This window comes from Campylobacter sp. W0066.1, from assembly GCF_024723635.1.
Classification (GTDB): Bacteria; Campylobacterota; Campylobacteria; order Campylobacterales; family Campylobacteraceae; genus Campylobacter_D; species Campylobacter_D lari_C.
The window spans coordinates 1-18,467 of record NZ_JANQCW010000010.1; the positions used below are offsets into that span (position 1 = coordinate 1).

The following is an 18,467-nucleotide window of genomic DNA, read 5'->3' on the forward strand; positions in this document are numbered from 1 at the left end:
TTCCAACCGCCATAAGACCTTTATTACGCAGTTCATCTCCTACTTTTGGACCTACTACATCCACGCGGCGCACTTCAAATTTACCTGTATCTTTTAATAAATTTGCAATACTTACTCCAATGTCACTTCCCAAGCTATCACTACTTCCTGAAAAACGAATAATCACTTCATTAGCACTACCAAATTCAGTAACACTAGCTCCTTTTAAATTTTCATTGATAGCTAAAGCTTTGCGAATTTCAGCCAAAGGAGCTTTTTGCTCGTATTGAAGTTGCACTAAAGTTCCACCGGTAAAATCAATACCAAAATTTAAACCCTTAGTAAAAAGGATAAAAATAGAACCAAAAAATAAAATAAAAGACAAAGAGATGGCTGCAAATCTCATTCTCATAAAATCATAAACATGTTTTTGACTAAAAAATTGCATTAAGGTCTCCTATATCCAAACCATAATCTTGTGTTATTGCTTTTTTCCATACGGTTCATAAACATTTCAAACATACCATGAGTTCCAACAATAGAAGTAATCATCGAAACTAAAATCCCAATACTCAAAGTCACCGCAAAACCTTTTACTGCACCTGTTCCATAAGCATAAAGTACCACCGAAGTAATAAGCGAAGTAATGTTAGAATCTAAAATCGCACTCATTGCATGCTTATAACCATTTTCAACACTTTGCCTTATGCTAGCACCTTCTCGCAATAATTCTCTAATTCTTTCATTAATAATAACATTAGAATCTACTGCCATACCCACAGTCAGTACAAGTCCTGCCATACCAGGTAAAGTTAAGGTTGCTCCAAACATAGCCATTACAGCAATAATCACTAAAATATTTGCTACCAAAGCAATATTAGCAAAAATTCCTGCTATACCATAATACATCACCATAAATGCAATAACTAATATAGAAGCACCTGCTAGAGCTATCATACTCATTTTAATACTATCAGCACCCAAAGATGGTCCAACGCTTCTTTTTTCAAGCATTTTAACCGGTGCTAAAAGCGCCCCACTTCTTAAAGCAATGGCCACATCATGAGCTTCTTCAACAGTAAAACTGCCGCTAATTTGGCCGCTACCCCCGCCTATTCTTTCATTAATTCTTGGAGCTGAATATACTTTATTATCCAAAACTATAGCTAAGCGTTTGCCTACATTATTTCCTGTGTAATCTCCAAATTTTTTCGCACCTTCTGAATTTAAAGTAAAATTAATCACAGGAAGATTATTACTTTGCGCAAAACCTACTTTTGCATCTGTTAGCATAGAACCATCAAGAATAGGTATAGATTTTACTAGATATTTAATTTGAGGATTTTTTGCATCTTCAAAAATCAAGTCTCCATATTCAGCAGCTTGAGCTGGAGTAAGATTATTTACCTGATCCATTCTAACATCATCTACTTCCATTAATTGCAAATGCGCAGCTTTTGCGATAAGTTCTCTAGCTCTAGCCTCATCTGCAGCAGTTTTAATACCTGGAAGCTCGACTAAAATTTTATCCTCACCTGATCTTGCTACATTTGGTTCTGCAAGGCCAAATTGATCAAGTCTGTTTCTAATGGTTTCTACAGCTTGTAAAATAGCTTGTTCATGAGTTAATTTAATTTCTTCTTGGGTTAAAGAAAGTGTGTAGTGTAAATTTTCATGTGTAATAGCCAAGCCTTTAATGTCTTTTAATAACAAATCAACCTTAGCTACATCATTTTCATCTAATAAACTAAATTCAATACTAGCATCATTTACTTTGATTTTATCAACAATAATATCTTCTTTATTGATAGAATAACTAAGAGAAGAGGCTATGGATTTAACCTTTGATTTAACCGCCTCTTCCACTTCCACACCTAATAACATATGCAAACCACCTTGCAAATCAAGTCCTAGGTTGATCTTAGCACCACTTTGGGTTTGCATAAAAGAAGGTATGGAAAAAACTAATCCTATAAGAAAAACTACAAAGAAAATAATACTTCTATAGGTAATTTTTCCACTACGCATCAATTTTCTTTGCTATAAAATCTCTAGAAATTTTTACAACTACATTTTCATCATTAAGCTTAACTTTGATAAAATCCTCTTCTGGTTTTACCACCTCGCAAATTATCCCACCATTTGTGATGATTTTATCCCCTTTTTCTAAAGATAAAACCATTAATTTGTGGTCTTTTGCTTGTTTTTGCTGTGGTCTAATAACCAAAAAATAAAAAATCGCAAAAAGCACAATGAGAGGCAACAATGAAGTCCAAATATTTCCGTTTTCTGCCATTTCTTCCCCTTTTTTTAAAGTTCATAAATTCTAATTCTACCACTTTTAAAATAATAAAAGCCTTTTTTTCTGCACTTTTATTGTCAAATTTTATTTATTTTTCTTTTTTTGAAAATTTACTTTTTGAATTTATTTCACCATTTTTAAGTATATATGGTTTGGTTTTATTGCTAAGAAATAAAAGTAAAGTAGGATATTTTTATACCGGATTTTTTGTAGGAATTTTATGGTTTTGGTGGATAGCTTTATCATCAATTTATTTTGATTTAGCTTATTTAATTCCTTTGGAAATTATCTTAATCGGATTAATTTATGGATTATTATTTTTAGTATGTTTTTTTCTTAAATATGACTTTTTAAGGCTTTGTGGAATTTTTTTACTTAGTTTTGTTCATCCTTTTGGCTTTGATTGGCTAAATTGGGGTGTTTTAAGTGTATATGGAATCTTTGATGCAAGTTATCAAGGCATTATAACTATGTTTTTGATTGCTTATTTTTATTATGAAAAATACATTTCAAGATATTATAAGATGGCAATCATTTTAATCCTTATTCTAATCGGAGCTCAATATAATCAAAAACAATCACAAGCACTAAATTTAGACTATAAATTAATCCAAACTAATATCTCTCAAGATCAAAAATTCATACAAGAAAATTTACAAACTCATTCTAAAGATATATTTTATCAAATCAATCAGGCCATAAAAGAAGGTAAAGAAGCAATTATTTTTCCTGAAACAGCTTTTGCCTTTGCTTTAAATAAAGCTCCAAGTTATTTACAAGTTTTAAAAGATTTATCAAAACAAATCATCATCATCACAGGTGCTATAAGTACTACACCTAATCATCTATACAATAGTACTTATGTATTTGACAATGGTAACATACAAGTTTTTAACAAACATTATCTTGTACCTTTTGGAGAAGAAATTCCTATATTTAAAACCTTTTTTAAAAAATACCTTTTAAATATTGATGAATTTTCAAAAGGAAAAGAATTAAATCAATACACTCTAAATAATCAGCTCATCACTAATGCTATCTGCTTTGAAGCTACAAAAGAAAAACTTTACAAACACTCAAAAATCATCATAGCCATTTCAAACAATGCTTGGTTTAATTTTTCAAGTGAGTATAAATTACAAAATTTTCTAATGCGTTTTTATGCAAATAATTATAATGTAAGTATATATCATGCAGTTAATGGAAAAGAAAATGCAGTAATTAAACCAAAAGAGATATTGATTTTAAAAATAAAAGAAAAACTTTTAAAGCAAAATGAAGCTTAAAAGCTTCATTTTATAATGCTTTAAATTCATCAAGCGCGTCTAATTTTTCCCAAGGATAATCAGCCTGTCCCACTTGACCACGAGCAGCTACATCGGCATACATGAAAGTATCTTTACTTGGTTTATCAAGATTGAATTTATTTTTAATCCAATTTGGAGTTAATGGGAAAGTTTTCATCACAAAATCACTTAAAATATCATCATTTAATCTTGTATTTGTTCCCATGCAATCCACGCTTACAGAAGTTGGCTTAGCCACACCTATAGCATAAGAAAGTTGTACTATACATTTTTTAGCAAGCCCTGCTGCTACGATATTTTTAGCAAGCCATCTTGCAGCATAAAGCCCACTTCTATCAACCTTAGTATAATCTTTAGAAGATTGCGCACCACCTCCTATTGGAGCATAGCCACCAAAGCTATCTACTATAAGTTTTCTTCCTGTTAAGCCACTATCATGTAATGAACTGTGATTTACATATTTTCCCGTTGGGTTGATTAAAATTCTTGTTTTTTCTGGGCAAAAAAGCTCTTTTGGCAAATTTGAATCCAAAATCAAATCCATCACCAAAGCTCTTAAATCTTCTATTTTCATACTTTCAACACAAGGAGCTGAAACTACAATAGTATGGATACTTTGAGGTTTACAATTTTCAAAATTTTCTTTATTTGCATAATCAATTGTCACTTGAGTTTTAATATCCACTCCAAGTTTATCAGGATTCTTTTTTGCAAACTCATATACTTTATCACAAAGCATTCTAGCATAAGAAATAGCTGCTGGCATATATTCTTTTGCTTCATTACTTGCAAAACCAAACATTATCCCTTGATCACCTGCTCCAATTTCTCCATCTTCTTGATCAACACCTTGATTAATATCAGGACTTTGCTCATTTAAAAATACCATTACATCTAAATCATCAGGATGTAAACATTGCTTTTTATTAAAATGTGGATGTCCATCGTAACCAATATCTACTAAAGCTTTTTTTACAATATTTTCATAATCTTGTTTTTCTAGCTTATGTTTTGATTTAATCTCGCCACCAATTACTACTTTATTTCCTGCTACAAAAACCTCACTAGCAACCCTTGAGTCTTTATCGTGAGTTAAAAAAGCATCCACTATAGAATCAGCTATAATATCAGCACATTTATCAGGATGTCCTGCGCTAACAACTTCAGAAGTAAATAAATACATATTTTATATTCCTTAATTATCATAAATAATAATAGCTTTATTCTAGCACAAGCTAGCTTAAAAATCAAAAAGCTTATTTAAGCTTTACTTTGTTAGAATAAATTAAAAATTTATCACTACAAAAAAAGGTAAGAAATGAGTTTATTCTCTTGTGCAATCAAACGCTATAAAGATGGAAATCTTATTTTACAAATTTGCATAGGTATTGTTTTAGGAATTTTAGTAGGTATATTTTCTAAAGATTTAGCTATTTTTGCAAATATTTTTGGTGCTTTATTTACAGGAGCTTTAAAAGCTATAGCACCGATTTTAGTTTTTATCTTAATCTTAACAACTATTTGCACAAAAGAATTTAATCATGGAAGTGAGAAAATAAAACATATTATTTTCTTATATATATTTGGAACTTTTTTAGCTTCTTTAAGTGCAGTTAGTATAAGTTTTGTCTTTCCTGTAGAATTAGTATTAACCGATATTGAAAAAGCTTCCACTGCAAGTCCTGCACACATAGGCGAAGTATTTAAAACCTTACTTTTTCAAATCGTAGATAATCCTATCCATGCTTTATCTTCAGGAAATTATTTAAGCATATTAGCTTGGGCTATAGGTGGGGGTTTTGCTCTAAGGCATTGTTCAAATGACGCAAAACAACTTTTTACTGATATCAACGAAGGCGTGTTAAAAATCGTCAAATTTATAGTCAAGCTTGCTCCTTTTGGAATTTTTGGACTTGTAGCAAATTCAGTTGCTCAAACAGGAGCAGCAGGACTTTTAAGTTATATTAAATTATTAATCATTTTAGTTTTAACCATGTTTTTTGTAGCCTTTGTGATTAATGCTTTAATTGTCTTTGCTTATACGAAGAAAAATCCTTATCCTTTGATTTTTATTTGCTTAAAACATAGTGCTGTTTTTGCATTTTTTACAAGAAGTTCTGCAGCAAACATCCCTGTAAATATGGCACTTTGCTCTAAATTAAATATCAACAATAATCTATATAGCATTTCTATTCCACTAGGAGCTACGATTAATATGGCAGGAGCAGCTGTAACTATAGCTATACTAAGTCTTGCAGCAGCTCATACAGTGGGTATTGAAATAAATTTTTTACAAGCTATGCTTTTGAGTGTTTTAGCTGCATTTGCAGCTTGTGGAGCTAGTGGGGTTGCCGGAGGTTCACTTTTACTCATACCACTCGCTTGCTCTTTGTTTAATATCGATTATGATATAGCTATGCAAGTAGTTGCGGTTGGTTTTATCATAGGGGTTATTCAAGATAGCGTTGAAACAGCTTTAAATAGTTCAACAGATGTTTTATTTAGTGCTATTTGTTCAGATAATGAACTTAATTTAAAAATTTAAGGAGGACTTATGAGGCATTTAATTACTACAAAAGATTTTAGCAATGATGAAATCTTGACTTTATTTAAAGAAGCAAAAGAATTTTTAGATGAAAAACCACGTACATTTTTAGAAGGAAAAAGTGTCACAACAATTTTCTTTGAAAATTCAACACGCACTCAATCAAGCTTTGAAACAGCCGCAAGAAGACTAGGCGCTAAAGTTTTAAAATTAGATGTTTCAAGAAGTAGCTCAAGTAAAGGTGAAACACTTTTTGATACTGCTGCAAATTTAGATGCAATGGCACCAAGTGCTATTGTAGTTAGACACAAAAACTCAGGTGTGCCTCATACTTTAGCAAATTACACTCATTGTCCTATAGTTAATGGAGGCGATGGTAAACACGCTCATCCTACCCAAGCCTTACTTGATCTTTTTACTATAATGGAGCATTTTAACTATAATGTAAAAGGTAAAAAAATAGCCGTAGTAGGAGATATTAAAAACTCACGCGTTGCTGCTTCAAATTTAGAATTATTACCTCGTTTTGGTATAGACATTACCCTAGTAGCCCCACCTCATTTTATGCCAAATTATCCTATTAAAAAAACAAATAAACTAAAAGAAGTTATTGATGATGTAGATATTATCATGAGTCTTAGAACACAAACTGAAAGACACAATATTCCAACCTATGCATCGCTTAAAGATTATGCAAATGATTTTTGTATTAGCAAAGATTTAATAAAAGATAAAAATCTCATTATCTTACATCCTGGTCCTGTACATAGAAATATCGATATTAGCGATGAAGTAATGGCTGATAAAAGATGCAAGGTTTTAACTCAAGTTAAAAATGGTGTTGCCATTAGAATGGCTGTATTAAAAAAACTCATTTTAGAAAGCTAAAACCATGCAAAATTGGAACTTAAGTACATTATTTAAAGATGAGCAAGAATTAAATCTTTTTTTAAAAAAAACCCAAGATGAAGCTTGTGAATTTAAAAAACAATATGAAAATAATCTTCATAGTTTAAGCAATGAGCAATTTTTACAGGCTTTAAAAAATTATGAAGAATTAATCTTAAAGCTTTCCCACATACTAACATATGTGTATTTAAATTTTGCTCAAGATACTACCAAGGGTGCTTTTTATGCAAAATATGAAAATTTAAGTAAAAAAATAGAAGAAAATCTTTTATTTTTTGAGCTTGAATTTTGCGAGTTAAAAGAAGAAAAAAGCAAAACTTTCATCATATTTTGCAAAGATTATGAGTTTTATTTAAATAATCTTATCAAACACAAAAAACACAATCTTTCTAAAAAAGAAGAAAGAGTTATCTTGGCTCTATCAAGTACGGGTTCAAATGCATTTGCAAGATTATTTGATGAAACCTTTAGTGCTTTAAAATTTAATTTTGAAGGACAAAAATTAAGCGAAGAAGAAATTCTAAGCAAGCTTTATGATAAAGATAGAAGCATTAGAAAAAAAGCTTCAAAATGCTTTAGCAAAACTTTAAAAAAACAAAACAAGCTTTTAGTATATATTTTTAATATGATTAAAAGCGAACTTGCTAGTATTTGTGAGTTAAGATCTTATGAAAATCCTGAAACCCCAAGACATACAAGAAATCAAATTTCTAAGAAAAGTGTTGATGCGCTTATTAGTGCTAGCGAGAATAGCTTTGATATTGTTTCTAAATTTTACAATACAAAGAAAAAAATTCTAGGATATAAAAAGCTAAAAGATTATGATCGTTATGCGCCTATTGGAAAGGAAATGCAAGTTGATTTTGATCAGGGAAAGGATATAGTTTTAAAAGCCTTTGAAAAATTTTCTAAAGATTTTTATATGATAGCAAAAGAAGCTTTTGAAAATAACTGGATCGATGTTTACCCTAAAGAATTTAAACAAAGCGGTGCTTTTTCTCACTCAAGCACGCCACTAAGCCATCCTTTCATACTTTTAAACTATACCAACCAAAGACGCGATCTTTTCACTCTAGCACATGAGCTAGGCCACACTATACATCAAAAACTTTCTTATAAAGTAAGTTTTTTAAATCAAGATACACCACTAACTACAGCAGAAACTGCTTCAGTGTTTGCAGAAATGTTGATTTTTGATTATATTAAAGAAAATTTAGACAAAGAAGAGCTTTTATCTTTATATGCAGCAAAAATCGAAGATATTTTTGCTACTCTTTATAGACAGATTAATTTTACTACTTTTGAACGCAGATTTCATGCTAAAAAAGAAGAACTAAGTGCTCAAGAACTAAGTGAAATTTGGCTTGAAGAATCAAGAAAAATGTTTCAAGATAGCGTAGTTTTAACTAAAAACTATGCTCTTTGGTATTCTTATATACCACATTTTATACACTCTCCATTTTACTGCTATGCTTATGCTTATGCACAACTTTTAGTTTTAGCGCTTTATGGTCTATATAAAAGTGGTAAATGTCCTGATTTTACTTCAATTTATATTGAGTTTTTAAGTAGCGGGGGAAGCAAAAGCCCAAAAGAACTTGTAGCTATGTTTGGCTTTGATATAGAAAGTGATGAGTTTTGGAATATAGGCTTAGAGCAAGTTAGAATACTAGTAGATGAATTTTTAAGGCTAAGCAATGATTGATAAAATTTTAAATAATAAAAATTTTATAAGTTTAATGCAAAAAAGCATTTATGAATGTTTGCAAATTTTAATCCAAGAAGATATTGAATTTAATATCATTGTAAATACTAAATTTGTTACACTCGAACCTCCTTTACCATCAGAATTAGATGTAGTGAGTAAAAATCCTTATTGTCTTTTCGCACTTGGTGGCTATACTTTTAAATCTATAGTTTTAACAAATGAACATATAGAATTTCACGCAGGTTTTGGGCCTGATGATTTTGCAACCTTTGTAAAAGTGGATTTAGGTGCAATTACTCAAATTCAAGTTGAAGATAATATCATTTTTGTTAATTTTTCAAACTATTTCAAAAAGCAAAATGATCAAAAATTAAAAGAAAAATCCATGAATGCTTTTTTAAATAATCCTAACAATAAAGATTTATTTAAAAAATGAGTTTTTTTGAAGGTTTAAATGATAGCCAAAAAGAAGCTATCATGCATATTGATGGAGCTATGCTAATACTAGCAGGCGCAGGTAGCGGAAAGACTAAAACCATTACCACTAGACTTGCCTATTTAATCGATCATGTAGGTATTCCTGCGCAAAATACCCTCACGCTAACCTTTACAAATAAAGCTGCTAATGTAATGAAAACAAGAGCCTTAGCACTTTTACAAGATCAAATTTTACACAATCCCCTTTTATGTACTTTTCATAAATTTGGCTTGTTATTTTTAAGACTTTATAGCGAAAGAATTAATAGGGCAAATAATTTTGTCATTATTGATACAGATGATAAAAAGAAAATACTAAAAGATTTAGCTAGCGAAAATTTACAAAGCTCTTTAGCAAGTATAGGTGCTTATATTTCAAATTTTAAAAATCAAAGCAAAAGCGCCCAAGAAATACGCAAAGAATTAGAATTTTTAAAAGATGAAAAAAACAAAAATTATGAAGAAATCATTCATTTATATGAACAATATGAACATTTTTTAATCCAAAATAATTTCATGGATTTTGATGATTTACTCATGCTAACTAATAAAATTTTAGAAGATGAACAATTTGCAAAAGAGCAAAGTCAAAAATATACTTATATAACAGTAGATGAGTATCAAGATACTAATGCCTTACAATATCAAATCCTAAAAAAACTTTGCACGTCTCATGAAAATATTTGTGTGGTGGGTGATGATGATCAAAGTATTTATGGTTGGCGCGGGGCTAAAATAGAAAATATCTTAAATTTCAAAGAACAATTTAACAATGTAAAATTAGTCAAATTAGAGCAAAATTACCGCTCAACTAGCGCTATTTTGCAAGCTGCAAATGAGCTTATAGAACATAATAGAAAAAGATTAGGAAAAACTTTAATTTGCACCAAAGATGAGGGCGAAGAAATCACAATTTTACAAAATGATGATGAGAAAATTGAAAGCTTTAAGGTTGCAAGAGAAGTTTCAAAACTTTTAAACTCAGGGATTAATCCTAGTGAAATAGCCATACTTTATAGAGTAAATGCCCTATCTCGCGCTCTTGAAGAAGCTTTTAGTAAAGAAAAAATTCCTTTTAAATTGCTAAGTGGAATTCGTTTTTATGAAAGAGCTGAGATTAAAGATATTATTTCTTATTTAAGATTACTTTCAAATTTAAATGATGATTATTCTTTTAAACGCATTATCAACCGCCCTAAAAGAAATTTTGGTAATGCAAGTTTAGAAAAGCTAGAAAATTATGCCAAAGAAAATCATTTGTCTTTATTTGAAAGTCTATGTGCTTTGCAAGGAAGTGGATTTTTTAGCAAAAAAACAGACAAAGAATTAGAAAAATTCATACTAAGCATACACAAAATCAAAGAAAAAGATGATTTACTTGCAATGATTTTAGCCTTAGAAGAAGAATTTAAAATCAAAGAATTTTACAAAGATAATCCAGAGGGTGAAGATAAACTTTTAAACATAGATGAACTTTATGCTAATTTAAAAGATAAAATCACTCATGGAAATTATAATGGCTTAGATGATATTTTAAATGAAATTTCTTTACTTAATGAGCAAGATGGACTTGATAAAGAAAGTATTTGTATTATGAGTATTCATGCAAGTAAAGGACTTGAGTTTGATTATGTTTTTATCATAGGCTTAGAAGAAGGATTTTTCCCACTCACTAGCGAATCAAGCAATATAGAAGAAGAAAGAAGACTTGCTTATGTAGCAATCACTAGAGCCAAGAAAAAACTTTATTTAAGCTATGCTAATTCTAGATTTTATAAAGGAAGTCGCACAAGATTAGAAAAAAGTAGATTTTTTGGCGAGAGCAATGTAATCAAAAAAGAATTAACACTAGATCATCAAAAAAATTGCTACAAAAAAGGCGATTTAATCAAACATAAAATTTTTGGCATAGGCAGAGTCACTGGAGTAAGTAAAATAGGAGTTGAAGAAAAACTCACAATTAATTTTGGAGGCATAGAAAGAATGATAATGTCAAGTTTTGTGGAAAAAGTGATATGAATAAACTTTTTGTAGCTTACAAACCAAGTGGAATGAGTTCTAATGCTTTTTTAAGCAAACTCAAGAAAAAATATAAAAACAAAAAAGCAGGTTTTTCAGGAACACTTGATCCTTTTGCAAAAGGTGTTTTACTCATAGCCTTTGATCAATACACAAAACTTTTTCGCTTTTTTGATAAAAATCCAAAAGTTTATAAAGCAACACTTTGGCTAGGCGTGCATTCACTAAGCCTTGATAATCAAAACATCAAAGAGATCAATCTTATAAATGCTTTTGATGAGCAAATTTTAGAACAAATTAAAAATGAACTTTTAGGTAAAATCACCTACACCCCACCCGTATATTGTGCAAAAAAAATAGATGGAGTACGCTCTTATGAGCTTGCAAAAAGAGGTTTTGAAGTCAATTTAAAACCCTGCGTTATGGAAATTTTTTATACTAAAATTTTACACTATAACCACCCCTTTTTAACTATAGAAATAGCGGTTAGTGAGGGTTCTTATATACGCTCTTATTGTGAATTATTTGCTAGAAAACTTGGTATCAAAGCCACGCTAAGCTCATTAGAGCGTTTAAGTGAAGGAAGGTTTTTTTATGAAAATGAAAAAGAGTTAAATCCTTTAGCTTATTTAAATCTTAGAAAAAATACGATAAAATACCCCCAAAAATTACACAATGGACAAAAAATATTTTTGGACGATTTGGAAATTCAAGAAGAAGGTAGCTATATTTTAGAAGAAAAAGATTTTTTTTCTATCATTTCTATCCAAGATAATCAAGTGCAATATTATTTAAATAAGGTATTAAAATGTTAATTTTATCAAGAAAAGAAAATGAAAGTATAAAAATCGGAGATGATATAGAAATCAAAGTAGTTCAAACAGGCAAAGGCTATGCTAAAATAGGCATCGAAGCTCCAAAGTCTTTAATGATACTACGTAAAGAGCTTATCGAACAAGTAAAAAGTGAAAATTTACATGCAATTAGCGATGAAACGATAAAACTTGATGATCTGAGTAAAAAGCTTAAAAAATGAAAGCTTACGCAAAAGCTAATATTTTTTTAAAAATCATAGGAATTGACTCAAGATCATATCATTTATTGCAATCACGCTTTGTTTTACTAAAAGATATTTTTGATGAGTTAAGTTTTAGTGATGAAAAAACCAAAGAAGGGTTTGAAATCACTGGAAATTTTACCCAAGATACCATCATACACAAAGCTTATAAAGAATTAGAAAATTTAGGATTTTCTAATGAATTAAATGAATTTTTTAAAGACAAAAGTTTAAAGCTTACCAAAAACATTCCCATAGGTGGAGGTCTTGGAGGAAGTAGCACTGATGCGGTGACATTTTTGCTTATGATCAACGAAGCTTTAAATTTAAAACTCAACCAACAACAACTTGAACAAATCTGCCAAAAACTCGGCTCTGATTTAATATTTTTTTTAAGCGGATATGATAGTGCAAATGTTAGCGGATGTGGCGAGATTGTAGAGTATTTTGAAGATGATTTTAACCAACTTGATTTTACTTTTCCAGCTATTGAATGCTCAAGCGCAAAAGTATATAAAACATTTGATGAAAGCTCATATGATTTAACAGCGAATTTAAATTTAGCCAAAACACTTAAAACACTTAAAACAAGTGAAATTTTAGAGTATAAAAATACTGATTTAAATGACTTATTTGCTCCTTGTGTAAAAATTTATCCTAAAATGCAAACTTTTCTTAATGAAGCTTATTTTTTAAGTGGAAGTGGAAGTGGAGTTTTTAAGGCTAAATGATGAAAAAAACTATAGTAAAAAACAAAAAAGCTTTTTTTGATTATGAAATTTTGGAAAAATTTGAAGCAGGTATTGTTTTAAAGGGTTCTGAGGTGGTAGCATTAAGAGCTAGTAGAGCAAATTTAAAAGATTCTTTTGTGCGTATTATCAAGGGTGAAATTTTCTTACTTAATGCTCATATTTCTCATCTTAGCACTACACATTCTTTTTATAAACATGATGAAAAAGGCGCGCGAAAACTTTTAATGCATAAAAAGCAAATCGATAAGCTTTTTGGTAAAATTAGCACCCAAGGCTTTACTATAGTGCCATTAGAACTTTATTTTAATGAAAAAAATAAAGCAAAAATCTTAATAGCCTTAGCCAAAGGAAAAAACTTGCACGATAAAAGAGAAAGCTTAAAGAAGAAACAAGCAGATCTTGAGGCAAGAGCTGCTATGAAAAATCATTATTAAAAAAAGGATTTTGATGAAAAAATTTGCTTATTTATTTTTTACAGTTGTTTTTGCATTTTTAATAAGTGCTTGCTCAAGTGAAGAAAAAATCGAAAACGAATTTGCATTTGCTGAGTATAAAATGGGCGATGAAATTCTTTTAAAAAGTGTCAATGGTGGTGAAAAAACCTTAGTAAGAACACAAAATGGTTTTGTGGTAAAGGGTGAAGAGAATAAAATTTTAATGTTTGATTTTTTTGGAACCTTTTGCACACCTTGCCAAGAAGAAGCTACCCATCTAACAAGCTTATGGCAAAAAAATACCGATAATTTTATCATCATAGGGCTTAGTCATTTTGAAAATGTAAGTGATCAAGCTGTGAAAGATTTTGCTATCAAATACGGGGCATATTATTTTTTAAGCAATTCTAAAGAAAATGATAGAATTGTTGCACAAGCCTTAAAAGATATTAATTATCAAAGCATGGAGCAACTTCCTTTTAAAGTAGTTTTAAAAGATGGTATTTATCAAGATTTAACAGACTTTTGGAATAAAAACTCAAAAAGTTATGTGAAATATTATCTTGGAAAAGTTTCTACTCAAACTATGCAAGAAGATATTACTAGGATATTAAATGAGTCTAAAAAGTGAAATTTTAGAACAACAAAAACTAGCAGAACCTAAAATGTTTAAGGTTTTGCTTTTAAATGATGATGTTACCACTATGGATTTTGTAATTGAAATTTTAATGAATATTTTTCATCATGATTTTGAAAAAGCAAGTGCAATTATGCTTGAAATCCATCATCAAGGAAGTGGAGTTTGTGGTATATATACAGAAGAGATTGCACTAAGTAAAAAACAACAAGTTGACACGGCAGCAAAAAACAATGATTTTCCACTCCAAACAAGGATAGAAGAACAATGAAATATAAAGAATTAATTGACTCATTTATACCAAATGCAAGACATTTAAGCTTTATCAATCATCATGAATTTATCACTTGCGAACATTTGCTTTTTGCTTTAGTTAAGCTTAGCAATGATTTTAAAAATCTACTTGAAGAAATCGGAGATGGTGATTTACAAGGCTTTGAAAATGAGTTAAAAAACTACTTAGCTAAAAATAACGAAATTCTAAAAAAAGAAATAGAACCTATTTTTTCTGTGATCTTGGAAAATATATTACACAAGCTAAATGCAAAAAATCAAACAAGTGTGATTGATTTTATCATCGCACTTTGCAAAGAAGAAAAAGCTTATTCTTATAATATTTTAAAAAAACACCTAATAGAAGAAGAAAAAATAAAAGAATTGTTACAAAATGCTGAATTTGAAAATTTAAAAACCCATACTATAGAGCTAGTTGAGCTTGCAAAAAAAGGCAAAATAGATCCTGTTATAGGTAGGAAATTTGAACTTGAAAGAATGATGCAAATTCTAAGCCGTCGCAAGAAAAATAACCCTATTTTAGTTGGCGAGCCAGGTGTTGGTAAAAGTGCCATTATAGATGGACTAGCGCTAGCTATAGCTGAAGAAAAAGTGCCAAAACATTTAAAAAACTCAAAAATTTATAGTCTTGATATGGCAAGCTTGCTTTCAGGGACAAAATACAGAGGTGATTTTGAAAAAAGATTAAAAGATATCATTAAAGAATTAGAAAATATCCCTAATGCTATTTTATTTATAGATGAAATTCACACCATAGTAGGAACTGGCGCAAGCAATGAAAGCCATGCAGATATGTCAAATTTATTAAAACCTGCACTAAGTAATGGCAACATTAAATGCATAGGAGCAACTACTTTTATAGAATACAAAAATACCTTTGATAAAAACAAAGCTCTTAGTAGAAGATTTGCAAAAATTGATATAGATGAACCAAGCGAAGAAGAATGTTTTTTGATCTTACAAGGCTTAAAAAGTAAATACGAAAATTTTCACAAAATCAAAATCAGTGATGAAATTTTACAAACAAGTATAAAACTAGCAAAACAATTTTTACATGATAAATTTTTACCCGATAGCGCGATTGATTTAATCGATGAGCTTGGTGCAAGCTTTGCTTTAGAAGATAAAAAAAGTAAAAAAATAGTAAAAATAAAAGACTTAGAAAATACTTTAGCAAGAATGACACATTCTCATAAAATTTATGAAAGTGATCAAGGTAAAATTCTTAAGAACTTAGAGCATGATTTAAAACAAAACATTTTTGGACAAGATGAAGCTATCAAGGCTTTATGCTCTACCTTAAAACAAAGCTATGCAGGATTAAAAGGTAAAAATACCCCAAAAGGCGTGTTTTTATTTACCGGTTCAAGCGGGGTTGGCAAAACCGAACTTGCCAAAAATTTAGCACAAATTTTAAACCTTAATCTTGAAAGATTTGACATGAGTGAATATTCACAAAAACACGATGTGAGCAAACTCATAGGAACTTCAGCAGGTTATGTGGGCTATGAAGATGGTGGCTTGCTTAGTAATAGTATTAGAAAAAATCCTTTTAGTGTGATTTTATTTGATGAGATAGAAAAGGCTCATCCTGATTTAACTAATACTTTTTTACAAATTTTTGATAATGCAAGCTTGACAGATAATAGTGGATTAAAAGCTGATTTTAAAAATACTATTATCATTATGACTTCAAATTTAGGCTTAAAAGAAAGTAATGAGCTTGGTTTTTTAAGCAGCGATAAAGAAAAAAGTAATAAAGCCATAAAAGATTTTTTTGCGCCTGAATTTATCAACCGTATTGATAAAATCATTCATTTTAATGACTTAGATCAAGAAATTTTAGAACAAATCGTTCAAAAAGAGCTAGATTTAATGGCGAAAAATTTAAATAATATCACCATAGAAGCTGATAAAAAAGTAAAAGAATTTCTTGCTAAAAAAACCAATAACAAAGAATTTGGAGTCAGATTATTAAAACGCATTATTGCTGAAGAATTAGGAGAGAGATTAAGCGATGAGATTTTGTTTGGAAAATTAAAAAATGGTGGTAAATTAAAACTCAAACTTTCCAAAAATGAAAAAATCGAATTTGTATTCTAAACTTTTAAAAAGCCCTGATGATGCGCCTGTTTTTATTAGCGAAAAGCTAGAGGTAGATTTTATACCTCATGCTTATCGTCTAGGGCTTTTTCCATGGACTAGCAATCCTGTTACTTGGTGGTGTCCTTCTCCTAGAATGGTGCTTTTACCTGATGAAGTGCGTATACAAAAAAGCATAAAAAAAGCTTTAAAAACTTATGAAATAAGACTTGATTTTGATTTTAACTCGCTTATAAGTCATTGCGCAAAAAGAAAAAAAACTTGGATAAGTCAAGAATTTATACAAGTTTATACAAAGCTTTTTGAGCAAAATTTAGCTCATAGTGTTGAAGTTTATGAAAATGATGTTTTAATCGGCGGTTTATATGGACTTATCATAGGCAAAATATTTTTTGGTGAAAGCATGATAAGCCTTAAAAAAGATGCATCAAAAGTAGCCCTAATAAGACTTTGTGAGCTTTTAAAACCATATGATTTTTTAATAGATTGTCAAGTGCCTAATGAGCATTTAAAATTTATGGGCGCTAAAGAAATGACAAAAAAAGATTTTTTAAAAACGCTAGAAAAAAAAGTTTCGCTTGAAAGTGGCTTTAAAAATTTCAAAAATTTACTATAAAAAGATATACTTATAGATAAACAAAATTGCATAAATATTTTGGAATGATTTTTGCTTTTAGTCTATAAAAGCTTTATTTTAAAGGAAAAATTATGATAAGCCCTTTTAAATCAAAAGAACTTATTGTTGATGCTTTAGCAGGAAGAAATCTAAGAAGTCAAATGATTAATTCTAACCTTGCAAATGTTGATACTCCTTTTTATAAAGCAAGAGATATAGAATTTGAAACTGCTTTAGTTAATAGAGCAAATGAAATTTTTAAAAAGAAAGATACCAAAGAGCTTGAATTAGCAAGTACAAATGCAAATCATCAAAAACCTTGGAAATTTCCAGATCCTAATAAATCAACCATTTATTTAAGAGATGGACATTTGGCAAGAAATGACGCAAATACAGTAGATCTTGATGTAGAAACTACTGAAATGAGTAAAAATACTATGATGATTACTGCTTTAGATGGTGTTTTAAGAAGACAAAGTAATATTTTTTCAACCATCATAGACACAAGCTCTAAATTAGGCTAGGAGAAAAATAATGGCTTATTTAAGTGATTTTGATATTAGCGGATACGGACTTAGCGCACAACGCTTTAGAATGAATGTAATTAGCTCAAATATAGCTAATGCAAACACTACTAGAACAGCAGAAGGTGGTCCGTATAGAAGAAGAGAAGTGATTTTTAAAGCGACTGATTTTAATGAATTACTAAATAAACAAATCGCTAAAGATAATAATTTTTTAGAATATGAAAATCCTCTAAATGACCCTGCTTCGCAAAAAGATGCAAAACCTGCTATAATGAGCGTAGTGGTTGATAAGGTTGTAAGAGATGATAAAGATTTTCGTATGAAATTTGATCCATCTCATCCAGATGCGAATGAACAAGGTTATGTTGCTTTTCCAAATATAAACCCTGTCATTGAAATGGCCGATTTAATAGAGGCAACAAGAGCTTACCAAGCAAATGTAAGCGCTTTTACAAGCACTAAAACTATAGCACAAAGTGCGATAGATTTACTAAGAGGTTAATAAATGAACACTATTAATGGTATAAATCAATTTAACAATGTTAACAATAAAAATAATAACAACACAAATAACATAGGTGATGAATTTTCAAGCTTATTAAAAAATTCTATAAACAACCTTAATAAAACTCAAGAAACAGCTGAAGCTGCTATGGTAGATATCGCAACAGGTGAAGTAAAAGACTTACACCAAGCAGCAATTGCGATTAGCAAAGCTGAATCAAGTATGAAATTTATGCTTGAAGTTAGAAATAAGGCTATAAACGCATATAAAGAAATTTCAAGAACTCAAATTTAATA

Annotated in this window: 20 protein-coding genes and 1 pseudogene; 17 read left to right on the forward strand and 4 right to left on the reverse strand. The window is 29.8% G+C overall.

Annotated features, from left to right (window positions below):
- The 3 genes and pseudogenes from secF to yajC form a co-directional block, all read right to left on the reverse strand.
- A pseudogene (gene secF, locus CAMP18497_RS05030) lies at window positions 1–427 on the reverse strand (protein translocase subunit SecF); the annotation flags it as partial.
- Window positions 427–2,007: a protein translocase subunit SecD gene (gene secD / locus CAMP18497_RS05035; RefSeq protein WP_337212863.1), complete on the reverse strand. Its 1,581-nt coding sequence runs from the start codon at window positions 2,005–2,007 to the stop codon at window positions 427–429. The gene secD and the pseudogene secF, both read right to left, overlap by 1 nt.
- Window positions 2,000–2,275, reverse strand: a complete 276-nt coding sequence (gene yajC, locus CAMP18497_RS05040) for a preprotein translocase subunit YajC (RefSeq protein WP_012661754.1) — start codon at window positions 2,273–2,275, stop codon at window positions 2,000–2,002. Before yajC ends, secD begins: the two co-directional genes overlap by 8 nt.
- On the opposite strand from yajC, the gene CAMP18497_RS05045 reads away from it, so the two are divergent.
- The gene (locus tag CAMP18497_RS05045; RefSeq protein WP_337212866.1) at window positions 2,245–3,567 is read left to right on the forward strand and encodes an apolipoprotein N-acyltransferase; all 1,323 of its coding nucleotides are present in this window, start codon (window positions 2,245–2,247) and stop codon (window positions 3,565–3,567) included. The two genes, yajC and CAMP18497_RS05045, sit on opposite strands and share 31 nt — an antisense overlap.
- Window positions 3,568–3,577: 10 nt before the next feature.
- On the opposite strand, the gene metK is transcribed toward CAMP18497_RS05045, so the two are convergent.
- Window positions 3,578–4,771 carry a methionine adenosyltransferase gene (metK, locus tag CAMP18497_RS05050; protein WP_337212867.1) on the reverse strand — a complete coding sequence of 398 codons (1,194 nt, stop codon included), beginning with the start codon at window positions 4,769–4,771 and terminating at the stop codon, window positions 3,578–3,580.
- Window positions 4,772–4,906: 135 nt separating this feature from the next.
- Here metK and sstT point away from each other — a divergent pair, with 135 nt between their 5' ends.
- The 16 genes from sstT (at window position 4,907) to fliE (ending at window position 18,465) form a co-directional block, all read left to right on the forward strand.
- Window positions 4,907–6,133: a serine/threonine transporter SstT gene (gene sstT / locus CAMP18497_RS05055; protein ID WP_263726599.1), complete on the forward strand. Its 1,227-nt coding sequence runs from the start codon at window positions 4,907–4,909 to the stop codon at window positions 6,131–6,133.
- Between the two features lie 9 nt (window positions 6,134–6,142).
- Entirely contained in the window at window positions 6,143–7,021 is an 879-nt protein-coding gene (locus tag CAMP18497_RS05060; protein ID WP_337212870.1) for an aspartate carbamoyltransferase catalytic subunit, read from the forward strand.
- A gap of 4 nt (window positions 7,022–7,025) precedes the next feature.
- Entirely contained in the window at window positions 7,026–8,747 is a 1,722-nt protein-coding gene (locus tag CAMP18497_RS05065; protein WP_337212872.1) for a M3 family oligoendopeptidase, read from the forward strand.
- A complete protein-coding gene (locus CAMP18497_RS05070) occupies window positions 8,740–9,186 on the forward strand; it encodes a hypothetical protein (protein WP_263674691.1) in 447 nt (148 codons plus the stop codon). Before CAMP18497_RS05065 ends, CAMP18497_RS05070 begins: the two co-directional genes overlap by 8 nt.
- Window positions 9,183–11,246: an ATP-dependent helicase gene (locus CAMP18497_RS05075; protein ID WP_337212875.1), complete on the forward strand. Its 2,064-nt coding sequence runs from the start codon at window positions 9,183–9,185 to the stop codon at window positions 11,244–11,246. The genes CAMP18497_RS05070 and CAMP18497_RS05075 overlap by 4 nt, the downstream gene beginning before the upstream one ends.
- Window positions 11,243–12,061: a tRNA pseudouridine(55) synthase TruB gene (truB, locus tag CAMP18497_RS05080; RefSeq protein ID WP_337212877.1), complete on the forward strand. Its 819-nt coding sequence runs from the start codon at window positions 11,243–11,245 to the stop codon at window positions 12,059–12,061. Before CAMP18497_RS05075 ends, truB begins: the two co-directional genes overlap by 4 nt.
- Window positions 12,055–12,282, forward strand: coding sequence for a carbon storage regulator CsrA (csrA, locus tag CAMP18497_RS05085; RefSeq protein ID WP_012661763.1), 228 nt, complete (start codon window positions 12,055–12,057; stop codon window positions 12,280–12,282). The genes truB and csrA overlap by 7 nt, the downstream gene beginning before the upstream one ends.
- Window positions 12,279–13,034, forward strand: a complete 756-nt coding sequence (locus CAMP18497_RS05090; RefSeq protein WP_337212879.1) for a 4-(cytidine 5'-diphospho)-2-C-methyl-D-erythritol kinase — start codon at window positions 12,279–12,281, stop codon at window positions 13,032–13,034. The genes csrA and CAMP18497_RS05090 overlap by 4 nt, the downstream gene beginning before the upstream one ends.
- Window positions 13,034–13,489: an SsrA-binding protein SmpB gene (gene smpB / locus CAMP18497_RS05095; RefSeq protein ID WP_337212881.1), complete on the forward strand. Its 456-nt coding sequence runs from the start codon at window positions 13,034–13,036 to the stop codon at window positions 13,487–13,489. The genes CAMP18497_RS05090 and smpB overlap by 1 nt, the downstream gene beginning before the upstream one ends.
- Before the next feature lie 13 nt (window positions 13,490–13,502).
- Window positions 13,503–14,120: a TlpA family protein disulfide reductase gene (locus CAMP18497_RS05100; RefSeq protein ID WP_337212883.1), complete on the forward strand. Its 618-nt coding sequence runs from the start codon at window positions 13,503–13,505 to the stop codon at window positions 14,118–14,120.
- Complete coding sequence (locus tag CAMP18497_RS05105) at window positions 14,104–14,397, forward strand: ATP-dependent Clp protease adaptor ClpS (RefSeq protein ID WP_087684979.1); 294 nt, start codon at window positions 14,104–14,106, stop codon at window positions 14,395–14,397. Before CAMP18497_RS05100 ends, CAMP18497_RS05105 begins: the two co-directional genes overlap by 17 nt.
- Window positions 14,394–16,523, forward strand: coding sequence for an AAA family ATPase (locus tag CAMP18497_RS05110; protein ID WP_337212885.1), 2,130 nt, complete (start codon window positions 14,394–14,396; stop codon window positions 16,521–16,523). The genes CAMP18497_RS05105 and CAMP18497_RS05110 overlap by 4 nt, the downstream gene beginning before the upstream one ends.
- Window positions 16,498–17,139, forward strand: a complete 642-nt coding sequence (gene aat / locus CAMP18497_RS05115; protein ID WP_214097513.1) for a leucyl/phenylalanyl-tRNA--protein transferase — start codon at window positions 16,498–16,500, stop codon at window positions 17,137–17,139. The genes CAMP18497_RS05110 and aat overlap by 26 nt, the downstream gene beginning before the upstream one ends.
- A 92-nt stretch (window positions 17,140–17,231) precedes the next feature.
- A complete protein-coding gene (flgB, locus tag CAMP18497_RS05120) occupies window positions 17,232–17,663 on the forward strand; it encodes a flagellar basal body rod protein FlgB (RefSeq protein ID WP_039618716.1) in 432 nt (143 codons plus the stop codon).
- A gap of 10 nt (window positions 17,664–17,673) precedes the next feature.
- Window positions 17,674–18,168 (forward strand): flagellar basal body rod protein FlgC, encoded by a 495-nt coding sequence (flgC, locus tag CAMP18497_RS05125; RefSeq protein WP_039618718.1) that lies wholly within the window; start codon window positions 17,674–17,676, stop codon window positions 18,166–18,168.
- A 3-nt stretch (window positions 18,169–18,171) separates the two neighbouring features.
- On the forward strand, window positions 18,172–18,465 hold the full coding sequence (fliE, locus tag CAMP18497_RS05130; protein ID WP_012661772.1) for a flagellar hook-basal body complex protein FliE: 294 nt from the start codon (window positions 18,172–18,174) through the stop codon (window positions 18,463–18,465).
- Window positions 18,466–18,467 lie beyond the last annotated feature (2 nt).

Bases quoted from the DNA above. Each gene is read 5' to 3' on its own strand.
- secD (WP_337212863.1), bottom strand. From the start codon at position 2,007: ATGCGTAGTGGAAAAATTACCTATAGAAGTATTATTTTCTTTGTAGTT.
- CAMP18497_RS05110 (WP_337212885.1), top strand. From the start codon at position 14,394: ATGAAATATAAAGAATTAATTGACTCATTTATACCAAATGCAAGACAT.
- flgB (WP_039618716.1), top strand. From the start codon at position 17,232: ATGATAAGCCCTTTTAAATCAAAAGAACTTATTGTTGATGCTTTAGCA.
- metK (WP_337212867.1), bottom strand. From the start codon at position 4,771: ATGTATTTATTTACTTCTGAAGTTGTTAGCGCAGGACATCCTGATAAA.
- CAMP18497_RS05100 (WP_337212883.1), top strand. From the start codon at position 13,503: ATGAAAAAATTTGCTTATTTATTTTTTACAGTTGTTTTTGCATTTTTA.
- aat (WP_214097513.1), top strand. From the start codon at position 16,498: ATGAAAAAATCGAATTTGTATTCTAAACTTTTAAAAAGCCCTGATGAT.
- yajC (WP_012661754.1), bottom strand. From the start codon at position 2,275: ATGGCAGAAAACGGAAATATTTGGACTTCATTGTTGCCTCTCATTGTG.
- CAMP18497_RS05075 (WP_337212875.1), top strand. From the start codon at position 9,183: ATGAGTTTTTTTGAAGGTTTAAATGATAGCCAAAAAGAAGCTATCATG.
- CAMP18497_RS05105 (WP_087684979.1), top strand. From the start codon at position 14,104: ATGAGTCTAAAAAGTGAAATTTTAGAACAACAAAAACTAGCAGAACCT.
- flgC (WP_039618718.1), top strand. From the start codon at position 17,674: ATGGCTTATTTAAGTGATTTTGATATTAGCGGATACGGACTTAGCGCA.
- fliE (WP_012661772.1), top strand. From the start codon at position 18,172: ATGAACACTATTAATGGTATAAATCAATTTAACAATGTTAACAATAAA.
- CAMP18497_RS05070 (WP_263674691.1), top strand. From the start codon at position 8,740: ATGATTGATAAAATTTTAAATAATAAAAATTTTATAAGTTTAATGCAA.
- csrA (WP_012661763.1), top strand. From the start codon at position 12,055: ATGTTAATTTTATCAAGAAAAGAAAATGAAAGTATAAAAATCGGAGAT.
- CAMP18497_RS05090 (WP_337212879.1), top strand. From the start codon at position 12,279: ATGAAAGCTTACGCAAAAGCTAATATTTTTTTAAAAATCATAGGAATT.
- smpB (WP_337212881.1), top strand. From the start codon at position 13,034: ATGAAAAAAACTATAGTAAAAAACAAAAAAGCTTTTTTTGATTATGAA.
- truB (WP_337212877.1), top strand. From the start codon at position 11,243: ATGAATAAACTTTTTGTAGCTTACAAACCAAGTGGAATGAGTTCTAAT.
- CAMP18497_RS05060 (WP_337212870.1), top strand. From the start codon at position 6,143: ATGAGGCATTTAATTACTACAAAAGATTTTAGCAATGATGAAATCTTG.
- CAMP18497_RS05045 (WP_337212866.1), top strand. From the start codon at position 2,245: ATGAAGTCCAAATATTTCCGTTTTCTGCCATTTCTTCCCCTTTTTTTA.
- sstT (WP_263726599.1), top strand. From the start codon at position 4,907: ATGAGTTTATTCTCTTGTGCAATCAAACGCTATAAAGATGGAAATCTT.
- CAMP18497_RS05065 (WP_337212872.1), top strand. From the start codon at position 7,026: ATGCAAAATTGGAACTTAAGTACATTATTTAAAGATGAGCAAGAATTA.